This window comes from Pseudodesulfovibrio thermohalotolerans (genome assembly GCF_021353295.2).
GTDB lineage: Bacteria > Desulfobacterota > Desulfovibrionia > Desulfovibrionales > Desulfovibrionaceae > Pseudodesulfovibrio > Pseudodesulfovibrio thermohalotolerans.
The window spans coordinates 621,210-641,568 of sequence record NZ_CP120635.1 but is presented as its reverse complement, the minus strand read 5'-3'; the positions used below and the strand labels follow the sequence as shown (position 1 = coordinate 641,568).

Sequence of the window (20,359 nt, the reverse complement as noted above, 5' to 3'; positions counted from 1 at the left end):
ACATCATGATACTGACATCGGGACTGACTCTGTTCGGCATCGGCCTTCTGGCCGCCGCCATCCTGGGCATCGCCTCGAAGCTCCTCTTCGTCAAGGAGGACCCGCGCATCGCGCTCATCGAGGACAACCTGCCCGGCGCGAACTGCGGCGGCTGCGGCTTCCCCGGCTGCTCCGGCGCGGCGGCCGCCATCGTGGCGGGCAAGGCCCCGGCCTCGGTATGCATCGTGGCCGACGGCGAGGCCATCGCCGTGATCGCGGCCATCATGGGCCAGGAAGTCATCGAACGCGAGCCGGAACTGGCCGTGCGGGACTGCACCGGCGGACAGCGGGCCGAAGACCTCTTCCACTACGAAGGGGCCATGGACTGCCGGGCCGCCCACCAACTTTACGGCGGTTCCAAATCCTGCCCCGAGGGCTGCCTCGGGCTCGGAACGTGCGTCCGGGTCTGTCCCTTCGGCGCCATCCACATGGGTCCCGAGGGACTGCCGGTCATCGATCCGGCCCGGTGCAAGGCCTGCGGCAACTGCGTGGATGCCTGTCCGCGCGGGGTCATCGGCATCTCCGGCATGTCCGCCCGGCTGCTGCACCTCAACCAGACCACTGACTGCCTGGCCCCCTGCCGTCAGAGGTGCCCGGCGCAAATCAACATTCCCCGATACATCGAACAGATCAAGGCGGGCGACTACGACGGCGCGGTCATGACCATCAAGGAGCGCAACCCGCTGCTGGTCACCTGCGGCCGGGTCTGTCCCCGCCCGTGCGAGACGGTCTGCCGCCGCCAGCATGTGGACACGTCCGTGGGCATCAACATGCTCAAACGGTTCGTGGCCGACCGCGAGCTTCACTCGGGCTCCCGGCTGCCCGTACCGTGCGCGACGGACACCGGCAGGCGCGTGGCCGTCATCGGCGGCGGCCCGGCCGGTCTTTCCTGCGCCTATTTCCTGCGCCGCCTGGGCCACAGCCCGACCATCTTCGACGCCATGCCCAAGCTCGGCGGCCAGACCCGCTACGGCATACCCGAATACAGGCTGCCCAAGGCTGACCTCGACTGGGAGATTCAGGGCATCCTGGACCTCGGGATCGAGGCGAAGGTCAACACCAAGTTCGGCCGCGATTTCACCATCGAATCGCTCAAGGACGAAGGATATGAAGCGGTCTTCATCGGCATCGGCGCTTGGCAGGCGTCGGGCATGTACGCCGAAGGCGAGGACCTTGACGGCGTCATGGGCGGCATCGAATTCCTGACCGCCCACGCCCTGGGCCAGAAGCCCGAGACCGGCGACAAGGTCATCGTGGTCGGCGGCGGCAACACCGCCATCGACGCGGCCCGCACCTGTGTCCGCCTCGGGGCCGAAGTGACCCTCATGTACCGCCGCACGCGCGCCGAAATGCCCGCCGACGACGAAGAGATCGTCGGAGCCGAGGACGAGGGCGTGAAGTTCAAGTTCCTGGCCGCTCCCGCCCGGGTCATCGGCGACGAAAACGGCCGGGCCACCCATCTCGAATATTACGAGATGGAGCTGGGCGAGCCCGACGAATCAGGACGCCGCCGTCCGGTCAAGAAGGAAGGCTCGGAGCAGAGCATGGAGGCGACCCTCATCATCCCCGCCATCGGACAGAAGCCGGACCTCGGCTGCCTGTACGACGACTCCGAAGCCGGGACCTGCCCGCTGGAGACCACCAAGTGGCAGACCATCGTGGCCGACCCGGACACCTTCCAGACGGCCATCCCCGGCGTATTCACCGCGGGCGACGTCTACACCGGCCCGGACCTGGTCATCTCGGCCATCGGCGACGGCCGCAAGGCTGCCCGGTCGATACATTACTATATAAGCCAAGGGGATATCCCGGTTCCGGAAACCACGCAGAAGGGAATGATCCCGTACACGCTGTTCAAGGAAATCGATCATGTGGAACGCGCGAAGCGGGCAGTCCTGCCCCACCTGTGCCATGGCGACGACCGCAACTGCACCTTCAACGAGGTGGAAGGCCCGCTCAACGAGGAGCAGGCGCAGGCCGAAGCGGACCGCTGCCTGCGCTGTGGCCTGGTCTGCTACGACCGGGACGAAGCCCTCACGGCCGAGGAAAGGGACATCGCCTCGGACGCTTAATCAACCATACCCCATGCCCTATGGAGCATAGAGGACGCCGTCGAAACAGCCCCAACTCAACCCACGGCGTCCGGCCGGGAGAAGGCGATCCGACAACCGCCTTCTCCCGGTCCTCCACCGGCAGTCCCCAAGGAGACCGACATGTCCAAGAGCCTCTACATAGCAGCCACCGAAGCGCGGAGCGGCAAATCCGCCATCCTTCTCGGGGTCATGCACCTGCTTCGGGCGAACCTCAGGCGCGTGGCCATATTCCGGCCGGTCATCAGCGATCCGGTGGACGGCCGCAGGGATCACGACATCGATCTCATGCTCCGGCATTTCAAGCTCGACCAGGAATACGAGCAGACGTACGGCTACACCTTGAGCGAGGCCCGCAGGCTGATTAACAGCGGGAACAAGGCGATGCTGTTGGAAAGCACCCTGAACAAGTTCAAGGAGCTGGAAAAGAGCTACGACTTCGTCCTGTGCGAAGGCACGGACTACATCGGGGGCGGGGCCACCCTGGAATTCGAAATCAACGCCTCCATCGTCTCCAACCTGGGCTGTCCCGTCCTGCTCGTGGTCAACGGGCTGAACCGCAGCGACGAGGAACTGTGCGGCTCGGCCCAGCGCACCGTGGAGATATTCGAGGAACGCGGCCTGGAGGTCATGGGGCTCATCGTGAACCGCGCCCGCCCCGGGTTCTCACCGGACACTCTCCGGGACATCGAGGCCAAGACCCGCGCCTCGCACCCCCTGCTGGCCTACGCCATCCCGGACGACAAGCGGCTGGGCAACCCGACCATTCACGACGTCATCAAATGGCTGGACGCCACCGTGCTCTACGGCCACGGCAGGCTGGACGTCCAGGTCGACAGCTTCCTGACCGCAGCCATGCACATAACCAATTTTCTCCAATACATAGAGGACGGCGCCCTGATCGTCACTCCCGGCGACCGCATGGACATCATCCTGGCCAGCATATCCTCGCGGCAGTCCTCCCTGTACGGAAATATCGCGGGCATCGTCCTGACCGGCGGCATCCAGCCGTCCGAGACCGTGCACCGGCTCATCGAAGGATGGACCGGCGTGCCCCTGCCGATCCTGAGCGTGAAGGACCATACCTTCAAGGCGACCCAGACTCTCCAGGCCCTGCACGGGACCATCGACCCAGAGCACCCAGCCAAGATAGCGTCGGCCATCGGGCTCTTCGAGTCGTGCGTGAACATCGAGGAACTGCGCAATCGGCTGGTGACCACCCAGTCCACCAAGGTCACGCCGATCATGTTCGAATACAACCTCGTGGAGACGGCCAAGCGCGAACGGATGCACATCGTCCTGCCTGAGGGAACCAGCGACCGCATCCTCCGGGCCACGGAGATACTGCAACGGCGCAACGTGGTGGACATCACCCTGTTGGGCGACCCGGACGCCATTCTCGCCCAGGCGTCCCATCTCGGCGTGCAGCTCAACGGCGCGGTTCTGGTGGACCCGGCCCGGTCGCCGCAGTTCGATGACTACGCCCGACGCTATTACGAGGCGCGGCAGCACAAGGGCATCCGCATGGAAGACGCCTGCGACCGCATCGTCGACCCCACCTATTTCGGGACCATGATGGTCCACGCGGGCGACGCCGACGGCATGGTCTCCGGCTCGGTGACCACCACGGCCCAGACCATCCGCCCCGCATTCGAATTCATCAAGACCAGACCGGACGCATCCATTGTATCGTCCGTTTTCCTCATGTGCATGGGTGACCGCGTAGTCTGCTTCGGCGACTGCGCGGTCAACCCTAAACCCGACGCGACCCAGCTCGCGGAGATCGCCCTGAGCTCGGCGCAGACCGCCCGGCTCTTCGGCATAGACCCGTATGTGGCCATGCTCTCCTATTCCACCGGCGGCTCGGGCACGGGCGCGGACGTGGAAAAGGTCGTGGAGGCCACGGCCATCGCCAAGAGCCTGGCCAAGGAGCGGGGAATCTCCCTGCCCATCGAGGGACCGCTGCAATACGATGCGGCCGTGGACCCGGACGTGGCCCGGACCAAGCTGCCCGGCTCCGAGGTGGCCGGACACGCCACGGTCTTCATTTTCCCGGACCTGAACACCGGCAACAACACCTACAAGGCCGTGCAGCGGGCAGTGCCCGGCTCCACGGCCATAGGCCCGGTCCTCCAGGGGCTGAACAAGCCGGTCAACGACCTCTCGCGCGGCTGCCGCGTGCGCGACATCGTCAACACCGTGGCCATCACGGCCATCCAGGCTCAAGCCCAAAGGAACGCATAGCATGAATATCCTGGTCATCAACTCCGGCAGTTCGTCCCTCAAGTACCAGCTTATCGACATGGCCGACGACAGGGTCATGGCCTCGGGCCTCATCGAACGCATCGGCGAGGAGATGGGCTCCATCACCCAGAAGTCCAATCCGGACAAGTGGCCCGACGCCAAATCCGTGGAGCACCTGCCCATCGCAAACCACAGGGAGGCCATGGGTCTCATGGTGGCGAAACTCACCGGCGAGGAATGGGGCGTCATCGACTCCCTGTGCGACATCGACGCCGTGGGGCATCGCGTGGTCCAAGGCGGCGAGTCCTTCTCCGCGCCGGTCCTGGTGGACGCCGACGTGGTGGAGACCATCCGCGACAACATCCCGCTCGCGCCCCTGCACGCGGCCAACCTGGTGGGCATCGAAGCCGCCCTGGAGCTTTTCCCCGGCACGCCGAACGTCACCGTGTTCGACACCGAATTTCATCAGACCATGCCGCCCAAGGCGTTCATGTACCCGGTGCCGACGGACCTCTACGAGGACCTCAAGATCCGCAAATACGGATTCCACGGCACCTCGCACAAGTACGTCACCAAGGAGGCCGCCGCCTTCCTGGGCAAGTCAGTGGACGAGGTGGACCTGATTACCGCCCACCTGGGCAACGGCTGTTCCATGGCCGCGGTCAAGAACGGCCGATGCGTGGACACCACCATGGGACTGACCCCGCTGGCGGGCCTGATGATGGGCACCCGCTCGGGCGACGTCGATCCGGCCCTGTTCCCCTTTATCGTCAAGCACCGGAACATGTCCGTGCTTGAAGTGGACACCATGCTCAACAAGCAAAGCGGCCTGCTCGGCATCTCCGGCCTGAACGACATGCGCGACGTGCACGCCGCCCGCGAAAAGGGCAACGAAAAAGCACAGCTCGCCTTCGAGATGTTCGCCTACCGGGTCAAGGCCCAGATCGGTTCCTACCTGGCCGTGCTCGGCCGGGCCGACGCCGTGGTCTTCACGGCGGGGATCGGCGAAAACGACGCCTTTGTCCGGGCCGCCGCCTGCGAAGGACTCGAAGGCCTGGGCATCAGGCTTTCCCCGGAACGCAACGAAACGCGCGCCCCCGGCGTGCGCCGCATAAGCACCGACGACAGCCCGGTGGACATGCTCGTGATCCCCACCAACGAGGAACTGGAGATAGCCCACGCCACCAAGGCATTGGTCGATGGATAAACATATATAATCGAATTAGTTATAAGAAACGGAGCACAACATGTCCAAAATGAAGACAATGGACGGCAACACCGCCGCCGCGTGGGTGGCTTACGCCATGAGCGAAACCGCCGCCATCTACCCCATCACCCCTTCCTCCACCATGGGCGAAATCGCCGACGAGTGGGCCGCCCAGGACAAGAGAAACGTCTTCGGCCATCCCCTCAAAATTCGCCAGATGCAGTCCGAGGCCGGCGCGGCCGGCGCGGTGCACGGCTCCCTGGCCGGCGGCGCTTTGACCACCACCTTCACGGCCTCCCAGGGGTTGCTGCTGATGATCCCGAACATGTACAAGATCGCGGGCGAACTGCTGCCCTGCGTCTTCCACGTCTCGGCGCGCGCCGTGGCCGGTCACGCCCTGTCCATCTTCGGCGACCATCAGGACGTCATGGCCTGCCGCCAGACCGGCTTCGCCATGCTGGCCTCGGCCTCGGTCCAGGAAGTCATGGACCTCGCCCTGGTCGCCCACCTGTCCACCGTGGAGGCGTCCGTTCCCTTCGTCTCCTTCTTCGACGGCTTCCGCACCTCCCATGAAATCCAGAAGATCGAGACCATCGACTACGCGGACATGCTGCCCCTGCTGAACATGGACAAGGTCGCCGAATTCCGCAAACGGGCCATGAACCCCGAGCATCCGAACATCCGGGGCACGGCCCAGAACCCGGACATCTATTTCCAGGGACGCGAGGCCGCCAACCCGAACTACGAAGCCATCCCGGCCATCGTCGAAGAGTACATGGCCAAGGTTTCCGCCCTCACCGGCCGCAACTACAAGCCCTTCGACTACGTGGGCGCGCCCGACGCCGAGCGCGTCATCGTCTCCATGGGCTCTTCCTGCGAAACCATCGAGGAAGTCATCAATCAGTTGCTCGAACAGGGCGAAAAGGTCGGCCTCATCAAGGTCCGCCTGTACCGTCCCTTCTCCGCCGCCCACTTCCTGTCCGTGCTGCCCGCTTCCTGCAAGAAGCTCGCGGTCCTCGACAGGACCAAGGAACCCGGCGCACAGGGCGATCCCCTGTACCAGGACATCTGCGCCGTACTGCTCGAACAGGGCGGCGGCCCCGCCGTGATCGGCGGCCGCTACGGCCTGGGCTCCAAGGAATTCACCCCGGCCATGGTCAAGGCCGTGTTCGACAACCTTGCCTCCCCGGCCCCCAAATCCAGATTCACCGTCGGCATCGACGATGATGTCACGAACTCCTCCCTCGTCCTGACCGGGACCCTGGACACGACCCCCAAAGGCACCGTGCAGTGCAAGTTCTGGGGTCTCGGCTCGGACGGCACCGTGGGCGCGAACAAACAGGCCATCAAGATCATCGGCGACAACACCGACATGTACGCGCAGGGCTACTTCGCCTACGACTCCAAGAAGTCCGGCGGCATCACCATCTCCCACCTGCGCTTCGGCAACGAGCCCATCCAGTCCACCTACCTGGTCGCGGCCGCCGATTACGTGGCCTGCCACAACCCGAGCTACGTGAACCTCTACGACGTGCTCGAAGGCATCAAGGACGGCGGCATCTTCGTCCTGAACTGCGCCTGGACCGGCGACGAAATCGAGAAGAACCTCCCGGCCGCCATGCGCCGCACCATCGCGCAGAAGAACCTCAAGTTCTACACCGTGGACGCGGTCAAAATCGCGGGCGAGGCCGGACTCGGCGGACGCATCAACATGGTCATGCAGACCGCCTTCTTCAAGCTGGCCGACGTCATTCCCTTCGAACAGGCCGTGAACCTGCTCAAGGACGGCATCGACAAGGCTTACGGCAAGAAGGGACCGAAGATCGTCGAGATGAACTGCGCCGCCGTGGACAAGGCCCCCGAGGCCCTGGTCCAGGTGGAGGTGCCCGCCGTCTGGGCATCCCTGGCCGACGACGCCGCGACCGAAGCCGACGAGCCCGCCTACGTGAAGAACGTCATGCGGCCCGTCCTGGCCCAGAAGGGCGACACCCTGCCGGTGTCCGCCTTCTCCACGGACGGCACCATGCCGGTCGCCACCTCCCGCTGGGAAAAGCGCGGCGTGGCCATCAACGTTCCCGAATGGATCGCCGACAACTGCATCCAGTGCAACCAGTGCGCCTTTGTCTGTCCGCACGCCGCCCTGCGCCCGGTCCTGCTGGCCGACGAGGACGCTGCGAGCGCGCCCGAAACCTTCGCCACTGTCGAAGCCAAGGGCAAGGACGTCAAGGGGATGCGCTACCGTATGCAGGTCAATACCATGGACTGCCTCGGCTGCGGCAACTGCGCCGACATCTGCCCGGCCAAGGAAAAGGCCCTGGTCATGAAGCCCATCGCCACCCAGACCGCCGCACAGGTGCCCAACTTCGACTTCACCGAGACCGTGGACTATCGCGACGCCTTCAAGCGCGACACGGTCAAGGGCTCCCAGTTCCGTCAGCCGCTCATGGAGTTCTCCGGGGCGTGCGCCGGTTGCGGCGAGACCCCGTACGTCAAGGTCCTGACCCAGCTCTTCGGCGAGCGCATGGTCATCGCCAACGCCACGGGCTGTTCCTCCATATGGGGAGCATCCGCCCCCTCAACCCCCTACTGCACCAACCGCGACGGCTTCGGCCCGGCCTGGGGCAACTCCCTGTTCGAAGACGCGGCCGAATTCGGCTACGGCATCGGCATGGGCCTCAACAACCGCCGCGAAATCCTCGTCGCCAACTGCGAAAAGGCGCTTGAAACCGCCGACGGCGACATGAAAAAGGCCCTGGCCGACTGGCTGGCCGCCAAGGAAGATCCCGAAGCCTCCGCCGAGACCGGCGCGATCCTCAAGACCGCCCTGGACAACGCCGGGGACGAGACCCTCAAAGCCATCGCGGCCGACGCCGACCTGTTCACCAAGAAATCCATCTGGATCTTCGGCGGCGACGGCTGGGCTTACGACATCGGCTACGGCGGCGTGGACCACGTCCTTGCTTCCGGCGAGGACATCAACATCCTCGTCCTCGACACCGAGGTCTACTCCAACACCGGCGGTCAGTCCTCCAAGGCCACCCCGCTCGGCTCCATCGCCAAGTTCGCGGCCGCAGGCAAGCGCACCGGCAAAAAGGACCTCGGACGCATGGCCATGACCTACGGCTACGTGTACGTGGCCTCGGTTTCCATGGGTGCGGACAAGCAGCAGCTCCTCAAGGCGTTCCGCGAGGCCGAAGCCTACAACGGACCGTCCCTGATTATCTGCTACGCCCCGTGCATCAACCAGGGCATCAAGAAAGGTATGGGCAAGACCCAGCTCGAACAGAAACTGGCTGTGGATTCCGGCTACTGGCCGCTCTTCCGCTTCGATCCGCAACGCGCCGACAAGGGCGAGAACCCGTTCCAGCTCGACTCCAAGGCCCCGGACGGCTCCCTCCAGGAGTTCCTGTCCGGCGAAAACCGCTACGCCATGCTCGAACGGTTCCACCCAGACCTCTCGAAGACCTATCGCGCCAAGATCGAAGAGGACTACGACAACCGCTACACCATCCTCAGCCGCATGGCCGAAGATACGCCCGCCGCGCCCGGGACGGAAGACCCGGCCGCCTGCCAGGAGGGCATCTCCGCCGAAAGCCCCGGCTCCGGCGAGCCGTGCGACGACGGACGTTAACCGACAATAGCGCGGGTGGAGTTTTGTGACCGCAACTTACAAAATATACTCCTAGGGAATCACCCCGCGTTAGGGGCCCCCCGTCGCAAGACGGGAGCCCCACATTTTGGCGATGTGCCTCCGGCGGCCGGGGGGACGGGAAGAGGGAAACCATTTGAAAAGGATTTCCCTCTTCCCTTCCCCCCGGACCCCCTATCCCATCTCCTTTCCTAAACTTTTTATGCGCTTCGCGAGGGCTGGCAAATGCAATCATGTTGTCCCTAATTAAATGTCCGGCCGAAAAGGCCAAATATAGGAACAAACCAACGCTTCGGCACGTTTCAATCCGCGGAGCGGCACCAAAAAGTTCTGGAGGGGGAGTCCAGAGGGGGAACCTCTCTCAAGAGGTTCCCCCTCTGGCCGCCGGAGGCACAAAAAAAAGGACGCCCCGCAGGGCGTCCCTTTAATGATTCGTCTACTTTTTAAACTAGTTGCTCATGGTCACGGAGTCGGCCTTGACTTCGGTGTACATGAGGTCACCGACGATCTTGCCGTTGACGTCCACATCGGCGTTGGTGATGACGTCCTTCTTGGCCTCGGCGTTCTGCATGTGCACGAGCAGTTCGCCGGTGTTGTCGGAAAACAACACGCTGTTGTCGTTGATGACCTTGACGATGCGGCCGTGCAGCACCACGCCGGTGTCCACGCTGGAGGCCTTGGCCTCGGCCACGGTGTGCGCCCTCATGTCATGGGACTCGGTTGCGCCGGCGAAAGACTTGGCGGCAAAAGCGGTAGCGACACAAATGGTAAATACGAGCATCAGAGCCAGGGAAAAACGCTTCATCACAATATCCTCTTTTTAAATTTATTTGCTTCTCAATACCGGCACCCAACCGGCTACGACTCACATCTACCACACCATTTTAAAATGTGAAGAAAAAATTTCACTCCTAATTATTTGAATTTACTTATTTTTTGAAAAAAGTTCATTTTTTAATTGATCGGTCAATCAAAAAATACCCCCTTTTTGCCGAGCAACCGGAAAAATCAGGCAGCGGATATTCTTGTCGGCGGGATTCGTTTTCGAGTATTTTCCGAGCCAATTTCAACCCCGAAAATCAGGTTCATTTTCACGCTCCCGATAAAGCGGATTTTCGAACCGTTTTTTGCCGACCAAAATCTTTTTTCGTCCCCCCCCCGGGCGCAAAAAAAGGGATGCGGGGCAAACGCCCGCATCCCCTTTTCTCCGTCGCGAGGGAAAGACTATTTCATAAGGCCACCCAACACGCCGCGCACGATACGCCTGCCAAAGGCCGAGCCAATGGAGCGGATGGCGGATTTGGCAAAGGCTTCCACCAACCCCTGGCGATTGGAATCTGCACGGCTCGCCCTGGCGGCCCGCCGCTCCTCCTTTTCCCGCTCCTGCCGCTGAAGGTGGGCCTGCCGTTGCGCTTCCATCTCCTCGCGACGGGCGGTGAGAATTTCGTAGGCCGATTCCGGATCGATCTCCTGTTCATAATGACCGTACAAAACCGATTCGCGAATGATCCTGTCCAGTTCCGCAGGCTCCAGAACGCCGAGGCGGCTTCGGGGCGGCAGGACCAACGCCCTCTGCACCGTGCCCGGTGCGCCCTTGCGCTCAAGGAACGAGACCAGGGCCTCGCCCACACCGAGGTCGGTGATGGCCGCTTCCACGTCCAGATTCGGATTCACGCGAAAGGTTTGCGCCGCTGTGCGCACGGCTTTCCTGTCTCGCGGAGTGTAGGCCCGCAGGGCATGTTGCACCCGGTTGCCGAGTTGGCCGAGCACATCGGGCGGCAAGTCCGTGGGCATCTGGGTCACGAAGTACACGCCCACGCCCTTGGAACGGATGAGCCGGACGACCATCTCGATTTTGTCCACCAGCGCACGGGGAGCGCGATCGAAGAGCAGATGCGCCTCGTCGAAAAAAAAGACCAGCCGGGGCTTTTCCGGGTCCCCCACCTCGGGCAGGGACTCGAACAGCTCCGACAGCAGCCACAGCAGCATGGTCGAATAGACGCGCGGCGAACGCAGCAGCCGGTCCGCGGACAGGATATTGATTACGCCCCTGCCATCCCGGGTCTGCATCAGGTCGTCCAGGTTCAGCGCGGGTTCGCCGAAGAACTCGTCCGCGCCCTGCTCCTCCAGGGCGAGCAGGCCCCGCTGGATCGCGCCCACCGACGCCGCCGAGATATTCCCGTATTCGGCTCGGAACCGTTTGGCGTTCTCGGCCAGATAAACCAGCATGGCGCGCAGATCGTTCAGATCGAGCAGCAGGAGCCCCTCGTCATCGGCGATACGGAAGGCCATGGACAAGACGCCGCTCTGGGTATCGTTCAAGTCCAGCAGCCGGGCCAGAAGCAGCGGTCCCATCTCCGAAACCGTGGTCCGCAGGGGATGCCCCTTGGTCCCGAACACATCCCAGAATGTCACGGGATAGGCCTGATGGGAAAAATCGGAGAGTCCCAGTTGCTCCACCCGTTCACGGACCTTGGCATGATCACCGCCGGGCTGGGCCATGGTCCCGATGTCGCCCTTCACGTCCGCCATGAAGACGGGCACGCCGATGTCGCTGAAGTGCTCCGCCAGAACCCGCAGGCTGACGGTCTTGCCCGTCCCGGTAGCCCCGGCGATGAGCCCGTGACGGTTGGCCATGCGGGGCAGGATGCCGAGGGCGAGATCGCCGCTCCGGGCGATCTCAAACTGAGGAAGATGTTCGCTCATGAAAATTTCTCGCTGGTTGAGGGGCTTTTCGGACAAAACCCGGAATCATTCTCATGTGCCTCAACATACCGCAAATCAGCTGGGAGTAAAGACGAAAGCCTCGCCCGCAGAGAAGGATCGAGCGGGAAGACTGCGCAAAGCCGTGGCAGCGGCCCTCAAGCCTGCCGGTGCAAGGCGTCAGGATCGATCCCCGCCGGGCAGCACTCCTTTAAGGAATATATCTATGCACTGCCAGAAGTGGGCGGCGCGCTCCTCCCGTCCGGCCCAGCCGAAGCCGCCCTGGGCATCCAAGAACACCGCGCCCACGAGCATGTCCAAGAGCATATGCGCCGCGCTGCCGGTGTCCTTGATTTCAAGACGCCCCTTCCGACACTGGCGGTCCAGCCACTTCGCCAGCTCGGCGCGGATCTGACGGCCGCCCTGTCGGCGCAAGAGCTCGTGAATCTTGGGGTGTTGCACAGCCTCGATGTTTATGGTGCGAAGGAATGCCCCGCGAAGCTCATAGGCTTCCTCGTCGAGATCGATCATGAACATGCGTGCCAGGGCCTCATCCAGAGGGATGTCGTCGTAGCCGTCGCCGAAATCGACCATCTTCAGGCGGTGCGCGTCGACAACGGCCGCGAACAGATCGAGCTTGCCCGGGAAAAGCCGATAAAGGGTCTGTTTGGAGATTCGGCACAGCGCGGCTATCTCATGGGTGCGGGTGTCGGCGAACCCTTTGCGGATGAACAGCTTTTCCGCCGCCTGGACAATCTGCTTGCGACGCTCGTCGTCGGGCATGGCCTTGGGCCGCCCCCGCCGAACTTTCGCGTCCGTTCCCATGTTCCGCCCCCTTTGTTTTACATCTTTTCACAATTTTCCGGATTGACAGTCCGGCTCGCCGACCATATTAGTACTGCCTGGTACCGTAATTGATGACGCATTTGAGCGTCAAGGAGGAATCGACGTTGCAGATCGCCCCGTCCAAGAGACTTTTCCCTTCCGTCCAGGGCAGTGTGGCCGTTCTCCCGCTGCTCCTGTTCTGCCTGTCCATCCTGGCCGGACTGGCCGGCTGCAAGGGCAGCACCCCCGAGGCCCAGGCCACCAAAGCGCCGATTGAGGTCGGCGTCGAGACGCTTCATTCGCAGTCCGTGACCCTGACCTCCGAGCTGCCGGGCAGGACCACCACCTCGCTCGTGGCCGACGTCCGCCCCCAGGTGGACGGCATCATCCGCGAACGGCTTTTCCGCGAAGGCAGCGAAGTCAAGGAAGGCGACGTGCTCTACCGCATCGAACCGTCGAGCTACCGCGCCGCCTATGACAGCGCCATGGCCACTCTGAAAAAGGCACAGGCCGCCCTGCCCAGTTCCGAAAACAAGGCCAAGCGATATTCCGAGCTCATTCGGGACAAGGCCATCAGCTCGCAGGACTACGAGGACGCCAAGGCCATCTACGAGGCCGACCTGGCCGCCGTGGCCTCGGCCAAGGCCGAGGTGGAACGCGCGCGCATCAATCTCGGGTACACCGAAATCAAGGCCCCCATCAGCGGCCGCATCGAAAAATCCAACCTCACGCCCGGCGCGCTGGTGACAGCCAACCAAAGCGTGCCGCTGACCACCATCCGCCAACTTGACACCATTTTCGTGGACATGACCCAGTCGAGCACCGACCTGCTCGACCTGCGCCAGGCCATCGCCACCGGGCGCATCCACGTTTCCGGCACGACCATGCCCGTGACGCTGAAGCTTGAGAACGGAACCGTTTACCCGCACACCGGCACTCTGGAATTCTCCGAGGCCAAGGTGGACGAGGGCACCGGCACCTTCACCGTGCGCGCCCAGTTCCCCAACCCGGAAAGGTTGCTCCTGCCGGGCATGTACGTGCGGGCCGTCATTGAGGAAGGCCGGGTGGACGACTGTTACCTGGTGCCCCAGCGGGCCGTCGCCAGGAACACCAAGGGCGACCCCCTCGCCCTGTTCGTGAACAAGAACGGCAAGGTCGAGCAGCGGGTGCTCTCGGTGCGCCGGAACGTCGGTAACTCCTGGCTCGTGGAGTCCGGCATCAACGAGGGTGACAAGCTGGTGGTCCAGGGCTCCCAGTTCATCCAGGCAGGACAGTCCGTAAACACCAGGGAAATGACCGTGGTGGACGCCACCGGCGAAGTGCGGCCCGTGCAGGCCGAAGGGACCGGGGGAAACGCCCCGGAGCGCGGAGAGGGCTAGACCGGCCATGTCCGAATTTTTCATCAAGCGGCCCATCTTCGCATGGGTCATAGCCATCGTCATCATGCTCGCGGGCCTGCTAGCCCTCGACTCCCTCTCCATATCCCAATACCCGGACATCGCGCCCACTTCCGTGAGCGTCAATTGCAGCTACCCAGGCGCGGACGCCAAAACTGTCGAGAACTCGGTGACCAAGGTCATCGAGCAGGGCATGACCGGCATCGACAACCTCGACTATATGACGTCCACGTCCACCTCCACGGGGTCCTCTGAAATCACCCTGACCTTCACCAACGAGGCCAACCCGGACGTGGCCCAGATGCAGGTTCAGAACAAGCTCCAGCGCGTCACGGCCCAATTGCCGGAAGTGGTCCAGAGCAACGGCGTCAGCGTGACCAAGTCCTCGGACAGCTTCCTGGTGGTCATCGGCTTCGTCTCCAAGGACGGAAGCATGTCCTCGGTGGATATCGCGGACTACGTGGACAGCTCCCTCAACGACACGCTGAAACGCGTGGAGGGCGTGGGCGACACCGAGCTCTTTGCGTCGTCCTACGCCATGCGCATCTGGCTCAACCCGGACAAGCTGGCCGGATATTCGCTCATGCCCGGCGATGTGGCCTCGGCCATCCAGGCGCAGAACACCCAGATATCGGCGGGCCAGCTCGGCGGCCTGCCCGCCCGCGAAGGCCAGCAGCTCAACGCCACCATCACCGCCCGCAGCCGGTTGCAGACGCCGGAACAATTCCGCAACATCATCATCAAAAGCTCGTCGGACGGCTCTATCGTCCGGCTCTCGGACGTGGCCGACGTCGAGCTCGGAGCCGAGAGCTACACCACCAGCGCGCGCTACAACGGCAAGCCCGGCGCTGGCCTGGCCATCAAGCTGGCCACCGGTGCCAACGCCATCCAGACCGCCGAGGCCGTGGAAGCGGCCATCGACAAGCTCGCCCCGACCTTCCCCCCGAGCATCGAGGTGGTCTACCCCTACGACACCACGCCGTTCGTCAAGCTCTCCATCGCCGACGTGATCGAGACGCTCATTGAGGCTGTCATCCTGGTCTTCATCGTCATGCTCCTCTTCCTGCAGAACATCCGGGCGACCTTCATCCCGACCATCGCCGTGCCCGTGGTTCTGCTCGGCACCTTCGCGATCCTGTCGGCGGCCGGATACTCCATCAACACCCTGACCATGTTCGCCATGGTCCTGGCCATCGGCCTGCTGGTGGACGACGCCATCGTCGTGGTGGAGAACGTGGAGCGCGTCATGGCCACCGAAGGGCTCAGCCCCCGCGAAGCCACACGCAAGTCCATGAAGGAGATCTCCGGAGCCCTGGTGGGCATCGCCACGGTCCTGTCCGCGGTCTTCGTGCCCATGGCCTTCTTCGGCGGCTCGGTAGGCATTATCTACCGCCAATTCTCCCTGACCATCGTCTCGGCCATGGTCCTCTCGGTCCTGGTGGCCCTGATCCTGACCCCGGCTCTGTGCGCCTCCATCCTGCGGCCCGTGAGCCACGACAAGCAGATCAGCTTTTTCCGCTGGTTCAACCGCGTCTTCGACAAATCCACAACCGCCTACCATGACGGCACGAAGTGGATGCTCTGCCGGACCGGCCGTTTCCTGGCCATTTTCCTGATCCTCACCGCAGCCATGGCCTGGATGTTAATAAAGATGCCCAGCTCGTTCCTCCCCATGGAGGACCAGGGCATCCTCATCGCCAGCGTCCAGCTTCCGGTGGGAGCCACCCAGGAGCGCACCGCCCGGGTCTTGGACAAGGTCTCCGACTATTTCCTCAACCAGGAGCAGGAAGCCATCGAAGGCGTGTTCACCACCGTGGGCTTCAGCTTCGGCGGCGCTGGCCAGAACGTGGGCATCGCCTTTATCCGGCTCAAGCCCTTCGAGGAACGACACTCGCCCGCCCTTTCGGCCCAGGCCGTGGCGGGACGGGCCATGGGCGCGTTCTCGCGCATGACCGAGGCCCGCATCTTCGCCCTGGCCCCGCCCGCCATTCACGGCATGGGCACGTCCAACGGCTTCGACTTCTACCTCCAGGACATCAACGGGGCCGGACACGACAGGCTCATGCAGGCGCGCAACCAGTTCCTGGGCCTGGCCGCCCAGAGTCCGCTGCTGTCCAATACTCGCCCCAACGGACAGGAAGACGAGCCGCAGTACCACATCGACATCGACCAGGAAAAGGCGGGCGCCCTCGGACTCTCGTTCTCGGACATCAACACCACCCTTTCCACGGCCTGGGGCAGCGACTACGTCAACGACTTCATCGACCGGGGCCGCGTCAAGCCCGTGTACATGCAGGGCGACCGTGACTTCCGGATGCAGCCGAGCGATGTGGATCGCTGGTTTGTGCGCAACGACAGGGGCGGCATGGTTCCGTTCGCCTCGTTCGCGACCGGCCGGTGGACCTTCGACTCGCCCAGGCTGGAGCGGTTCAACGGCTCGTCGGCCGTTGAGATTCAGGGCCAGGCGGCCCCGGGCGTCAGCTCGGGCGATGCCATGGCCGAAGCCGCGAGGCTCGTCTCCCAACTCCCGGCGGGGTTCAACCTCCAGTGGACCGGCCTGTCGGCGCAGGAGGAGCTGTCCGGCAACCAGGCCGCGCCGCTCTACGCCCTGTCCATCCTGGTGGTCTTCCTCTGCCTGGCCGCCCTGTACGAAAGCTGGTCCATTCCGTTTGCGGTCATCCTCTCGGTACCCGTGGGCATCTTCGGCGCGCTCTTCGCGGCCACCCTGTTCGGGCAAAGCAACGACGTCTACTTCAAGGTCGGCCTGCTGACCACCATCGGTCTGGCCGCCAAGAACGCCATCCTTATCGTGGAATTCGCCGTGGCCCAGCAAGAGGCCGGTCTCGGCGTTATCGAGGCCACCCTCACCGCCGCCCGATTGAGGCTGCGCCCCATCCTGATGACCTCCTTCGCCTTCATCCTCGGCGTCAGCCCCCTGGCCGTGGCTTCGGGCGCGGGCTCGGGCGCACAGAACTCCGTGGGCATAGGCGTCATGGGCGGCATGATCGCGGCCACCATCCTGGGGATATTCTTCATCCCCCTGCTGTATGTGGCCCTGCGCAAGGTCTTCAAGTTCAAGCCCGCGCACGCCGACGAGCCGGAACCGGCCGCGACGCACCGGGACAACCCCGTATAAACACGAACCCGCCGCCCAAACAATACGGCAAGGCCGCGCCCCGATCGAACGGGACGCGGCCTTTTCTCATTGGTCCGTGCATTGCGAACATAATAAAAAGGACACCGGCAGGAAGTCCGGTGTCCGTATGTGTTGACGGCGAAGTCGGCGAGGTTCGACTCCGCTGCCCGGGGTGTTCAGCCGCCCAGCTCCACGCTGCGCGCGTAAGCCATGCGAATGGCGTCCATGATGTTTCCGCGCACGGCGGTACGGTCGAAATGAGCCAGAGCGGCGATGGTGGTTCCGGCCGGGGCGATGGACATCTCCTTGAGCATACTGACGTGCTCGGAAGATTGCTCCGCCATGAGGCTCGCCCCGCGAAACAGCTTCTTGACCATGCGGGAGGAAGCCTCCCGCTCCAGACCCAGCTCCACGCCGGATTCGATCATGGTCTCAATGAGATAGAAGATGAATGCCGGGCCCGAGCCGATGACGGCGGTGAAGACGTCGAACTGGCTCTCGGGCAGGACATGGACATCGCCGGAATATTGAAAAAGCTCCTGCACAGCCTGCTTCTGCCCATCCGTGAGGCCCGGGTCGTCGAAGCACACGGCAGTTACTCCCTCCCCGATCAGAGCCGGGGTATTGGGCATGGCCCGGACCACGGGGCAAACATGGTTCACCCGGCCCGCCAGATCGTCCAGGGTCAGGCCCGCCGCGATGGACACCAGGCACTTGTCGCCGGTCAGCGCGGGCGTGAGCTCCGGCCAGATGTGCCCGGCCTGTTGCGGCTTCACGGCCAGGACGATGCAATCCGCCTTTTCCGCCAACTCGCGCACGCCGCCGCAGGGGACGAGCCCGGTCTCGGCGGCAAGGGCGTCCAACTTGCTCCTTGTCCGGTTCACCCCGTATACGGTTACGCCTTCCACATCCTTGAGCGTGCGTATGACGGCTCCGCCCATGTTGCCTGTTCCGATGAATCCGATGTTCACTTCTGGCCTCCTTGGTGTTGCGCAAGAATCCTGTTCGCCGCGAACCCTATGGCCCCGGAGGGACCGGCCAGACGACGAAGCTCCTGCAGTTCGGCACGGATATCCGGCAACGTGCCGGGATTGTTCAGCCAGGCCTTCATTTGTCCATAATAGTTCTGCGGCGTCGCCCTCTCCTGCAAATACTCGGGGAACAACTCCCTGCCGAGCAGGATATTGGTCAGGCTGATGCGCCGGGACAAGGCCAGCTTGCGGAGGATGTAGGCGGCCGGACGATCGAGCTTGTAGGCCACGATGGTCGGGGTGCCGATGAGGCCGGTCTCCAGGGTCGCGGTCCCGGACGCGGCCAGGACCATGCCCGACCTGCGGATCATCCGAAAACGCTCCGCGGGCTCCACAATGGATACCGGCACGTCGTCGCGCCAATGCCGCCTGATGAAATGATCGCTGATGCCCGGGGCGCGGGCGATGGTGAAACAGAGTCCGGGCATTTCCCGATGAATGCGGGCTGCCGCCTCGGCGAAACCGGGCAGAAGGAAGGCGACCTCCTTCCGCCTGCTCCCCGGCATGATGCCGATCAGGCTGGGATCGGGCTTCAGCGCGTCCAGGGACTGAAGCGGAATCATGTCCAGGAGCGGATGACCGGCATAGACCGGGCTGCATCCGCCGCCCCGAAAAAACGAAGGCTCGAACGGCAAGGCGCACAGGATATCCCGCACGCAGCGGCGCAGGGTTTCCATGCCCTTCTGCTTCCAGGCCCAGAGTTGCGGCGCGATGAAATACAGGACCGGGATGTTCATGTCGTGGGCAGCCTTGGCCAGCGGCAGGTTGAAGTCCGGGCAGTCGATCATGACGACCACATCCGGACGCCGCCGCGCCCACGCACCGATGATCTCGCGGCGCAGGCGGATGATCCCGGGCAGCCCGCGAAGGACGTCGAGGAACCCCGCGAAACTCAATCGGCTCATGGGGAAATTCACCTTGGCGCCCCCGGCCGCCATCATGCTGCCGCCCATGCCGCAGATTTCGAGGTCGGGTGATCGGCGAAGCAACTCGCCGGCCAGGGCACCGGCGTACATGTCGCCGGAGGCTTCGCTACAGTTGATCCAGATATTACACGGCATGTTGTCTGCTCCGGTCCATGGCAAGAATGAGAATGGCGAAGAGAATCAGGAAGAAGCCAAGCCAACCGACCGGGGTAAAATTTTCGCCGAAAAAGAAACACACCCACAGCGTCCCGAGAATCGGCTCCAGGTTGCAGAGTACCGCGACATGCACCTGCGGAGCGCGCTTGAGTCCTTGGCCGTAGGCCCAAAAGGCCAGATAGCCGGTAAACACGGCCATCATCACCGTCGTGGCCCAGGTCTGCGACGTATACGGGACATCGAATTGAATCATGGGCAGGAGAACAAGAACCCCGCCGACATGCATATAGGAATAAATGGCTTCGGTCTTATACAGCTTCTGCCAACGCTTAAAAAAAGGATACTGGAACGCGTAGCACAATCCCGAAGCCAGCCCGCAGGCTATCCCCAGCTTGGAATATCCGCTCTGGAGGCTGCCGCCGGAAAAACAGACGAACCCCACGCCGCACAGCGCGATGAGGATGGCCATCCATTTCTGCCGGGAGACCTCCTCCTCTCGGGAAAACAGACGAGTGAAGACCGCAACCCAGATGGGTGCGGTGTAAAGCAGGATCTCCCCCATGGCAGCTCCGCTGTGTTGTATCGACAGCAGAAAAACATAATACAGCCCGCCGATACTCATCATCCCCCAGAGGATGAACAGCACCGCATGGGTAAAACGGATTTTCAGAGAGCTGGCCACGATGGCGTTGACAATGAAACAAAGGCCGCCGATGGACGCTCTCCAAAAGGATACCTCCAAGGGGGAAAGACCCGCCGAGAGCATACTTTTGGCGAACAGGGCCGTCAAAGACCAACTGAAAGCTGCGAGAACAGTGTAGCTGTATCCTGTGGCGAGAATGGACATACGCTGACCCCGGAACCTCTTGTTCCTTGCCTTCCAAAGAGGAAATGCCCCCCGGCGAAAGGCTGGCCGGGGGACATAAGTTCAACCGTAATGACGAGTTATGGAACTT

General features: G+C 63.2%; 12 protein-coding genes. 6 read left to right on the top strand and 6 right to left on the bottom strand.

Annotation, left to right across the window (positions count from 1 at the left end; genetic code table 11):
• The first annotated feature begins 5 nt into the window (after window positions 1-5).
• From LF599_RS02925 to nifJ, 4 genes are all read left to right on the top strand, one after another.
• Entirely contained in the window at window positions 6-2,111 is a 2,106-nt protein-coding gene (locus LF599_RS02925) for an FAD-dependent oxidoreductase (protein WP_279522226.1), read from the top strand.
• 141 nt (window positions 2,112-2,252) lie between these two features.
• Window positions 2,253-4,373, top strand: a complete 2,121-nt coding sequence (pta, locus tag LF599_RS02920; protein WP_279522225.1) for a phosphate acetyltransferase — start codon at window positions 2,253-2,255, stop codon at window positions 4,371-4,373.
• Between the two features lies 1 nt (window position 4,374).
• Window positions 4,375-5,580 (top strand): acetate kinase, encoded by a 1,206-nt coding sequence (locus LF599_RS02915; protein WP_279522224.1) that lies wholly within the window; start codon window positions 4,375-4,377, stop codon window positions 5,578-5,580.
• A gap of 40 nt (window positions 5,581-5,620) precedes the next feature.
• Window positions 5,621-9,211 carry a pyruvate:ferredoxin (flavodoxin) oxidoreductase gene (gene nifJ, locus LF599_RS02910; protein WP_279522223.1) on the top strand — a complete coding sequence of 1,197 codons (3,591 nt, stop codon included), beginning with the start codon at window positions 5,621-5,623 and terminating at the stop codon, window positions 9,209-9,211.
• Window positions 9,212-9,677: 466 nt separating this feature from the next.
• Here nifJ and LF599_RS02905 read toward each other — a convergent pair whose 3' ends face one another.
• The 3 genes from LF599_RS02905 to LF599_RS02895 form a co-directional block, all read right to left on the bottom strand.
• On the bottom strand, window positions 9,678-10,034 hold the full coding sequence (locus LF599_RS02905; protein WP_269942772.1) for a NirD/YgiW/YdeI family stress tolerance protein: 357 nt from the start codon (window positions 10,032-10,034) through the stop codon (window positions 9,678-9,680).
• Between the two features lie 419 nt (window positions 10,035-10,453).
• Window positions 10,454-11,935 (bottom strand): helicase HerA-like domain-containing protein, encoded by a 1,482-nt coding sequence (locus LF599_RS02900; RefSeq protein ID WP_279522222.1) that lies wholly within the window; start codon window positions 11,933-11,935, stop codon window positions 10,454-10,456.
• A gap of 177 nt (window positions 11,936-12,112) precedes the next feature.
• Window positions 12,113-12,757, bottom strand: a complete 645-nt coding sequence (locus LF599_RS02895; protein ID WP_269942771.1) for a TetR/AcrR family transcriptional regulator — start codon at window positions 12,755-12,757, stop codon at window positions 12,113-12,115.
• A gap of 92 nt (window positions 12,758-12,849) precedes the next feature.
• On the opposite strand from LF599_RS02895, the gene LF599_RS02890 reads away from it, so the two are divergent.
• On the top strand, window positions 12,850-14,136 hold the full coding sequence (locus LF599_RS02890; protein ID WP_279522221.1) for an efflux RND transporter periplasmic adaptor subunit: 1,287 nt from the start codon (window positions 12,850-12,852) through the stop codon (window positions 14,134-14,136).
• Between the two features lie 7 nt (window positions 14,137-14,143).
• Window positions 14,144-17,290, top strand: coding sequence for an efflux RND transporter permease subunit (locus LF599_RS02885; protein ID WP_279522220.1), 3,147 nt, complete (start codon window positions 14,144-14,146; stop codon window positions 17,288-17,290).
• A gap of 176 nt (window positions 17,291-17,466) precedes the next feature.
• Here the strand turns inward: LF599_RS02885 and proC are convergent, their stop codons facing one another.
• From proC to LF599_RS02870, 3 genes are read right to left on the bottom strand one after another with little or no spacing between them, the layout of a single operon-like run.
• Window positions 17,467-18,261, bottom strand: coding sequence for a pyrroline-5-carboxylate reductase (proC, locus tag LF599_RS02880; protein ID WP_269942766.1), 795 nt, complete (start codon window positions 18,259-18,261; stop codon window positions 17,467-17,469).
• Window positions 18,258-19,382, bottom strand: a complete 1,125-nt coding sequence (gene lpxB, locus LF599_RS02875) for a lipid-A-disaccharide synthase (RefSeq protein WP_279522219.1) — start codon at window positions 19,380-19,382, stop codon at window positions 18,258-18,260. Before lpxB ends, proC begins: the two co-directional genes overlap by 4 nt.
• A complete protein-coding gene (locus tag LF599_RS02870) occupies window positions 19,372-20,250 on the bottom strand; it encodes a DMT family transporter (protein WP_279522218.1) in 879 nt (292 codons plus the stop codon). Before LF599_RS02870 ends, lpxB begins: the two co-directional genes overlap by 11 nt.
• Window positions 20,251-20,359: the final 109 nt, after the last annotated feature.

Bases quoted from the DNA above. Each gene is read 5' to 3' on its own strand.
- LF599_RS02925 (WP_279522226.1), top strand. From the start codon at position 6: ATGATACTGACATCGGGACTGACTCTGTTCGGCATCGGCCTTCTGGCC.
- pta (WP_279522225.1), top strand. From the start codon at position 2,253: ATGTCCAAGAGCCTCTACATAGCAGCCACCGAAGCGCGGAGCGGCAAA.
- LF599_RS02915 (WP_279522224.1), top strand. From the start codon at position 4,375: ATGAATATCCTGGTCATCAACTCCGGCAGTTCGTCCCTCAAGTACCAG.
- nifJ (WP_279522223.1), top strand. From the start codon at position 5,621: ATGTCCAAAATGAAGACAATGGACGGCAACACCGCCGCCGCGTGGGTG.
- LF599_RS02905 (WP_269942772.1), bottom strand. From the start codon at position 10,034: ATGAAGCGTTTTTCCCTGGCTCTGATGCTCGTATTTACCATTTGTGTC.
- LF599_RS02900 (WP_279522222.1), bottom strand. From the start codon at position 11,935: ATGAGCGAACATCTTCCTCAGTTTGAGATCGCCCGGAGCGGCGATCTC.
- LF599_RS02895 (WP_269942771.1), bottom strand. From the start codon at position 12,757: ATGGGAACGGACGCGAAAGTTCGGCGGGGGCGGCCCAAGGCCATGCCC.
- LF599_RS02890 (WP_279522221.1), top strand. From the start codon at position 12,850: ATGACGCATTTGAGCGTCAAGGAGGAATCGACGTTGCAGATCGCCCCG.
- LF599_RS02885 (WP_279522220.1), top strand. From the start codon at position 14,144: ATGTCCGAATTTTTCATCAAGCGGCCCATCTTCGCATGGGTCATAGCC.
- lpxB (WP_279522219.1), bottom strand. From the start codon at position 19,382: ATGCCGTGTAATATCTGGATCAACTGTAGCGAAGCCTCCGGCGACATG.
- LF599_RS02870 (WP_279522218.1), bottom strand. From the start codon at position 20,250: ATGTCCATTCTCGCCACAGGATACAGCTACACTGTTCTCGCAGCTTTC.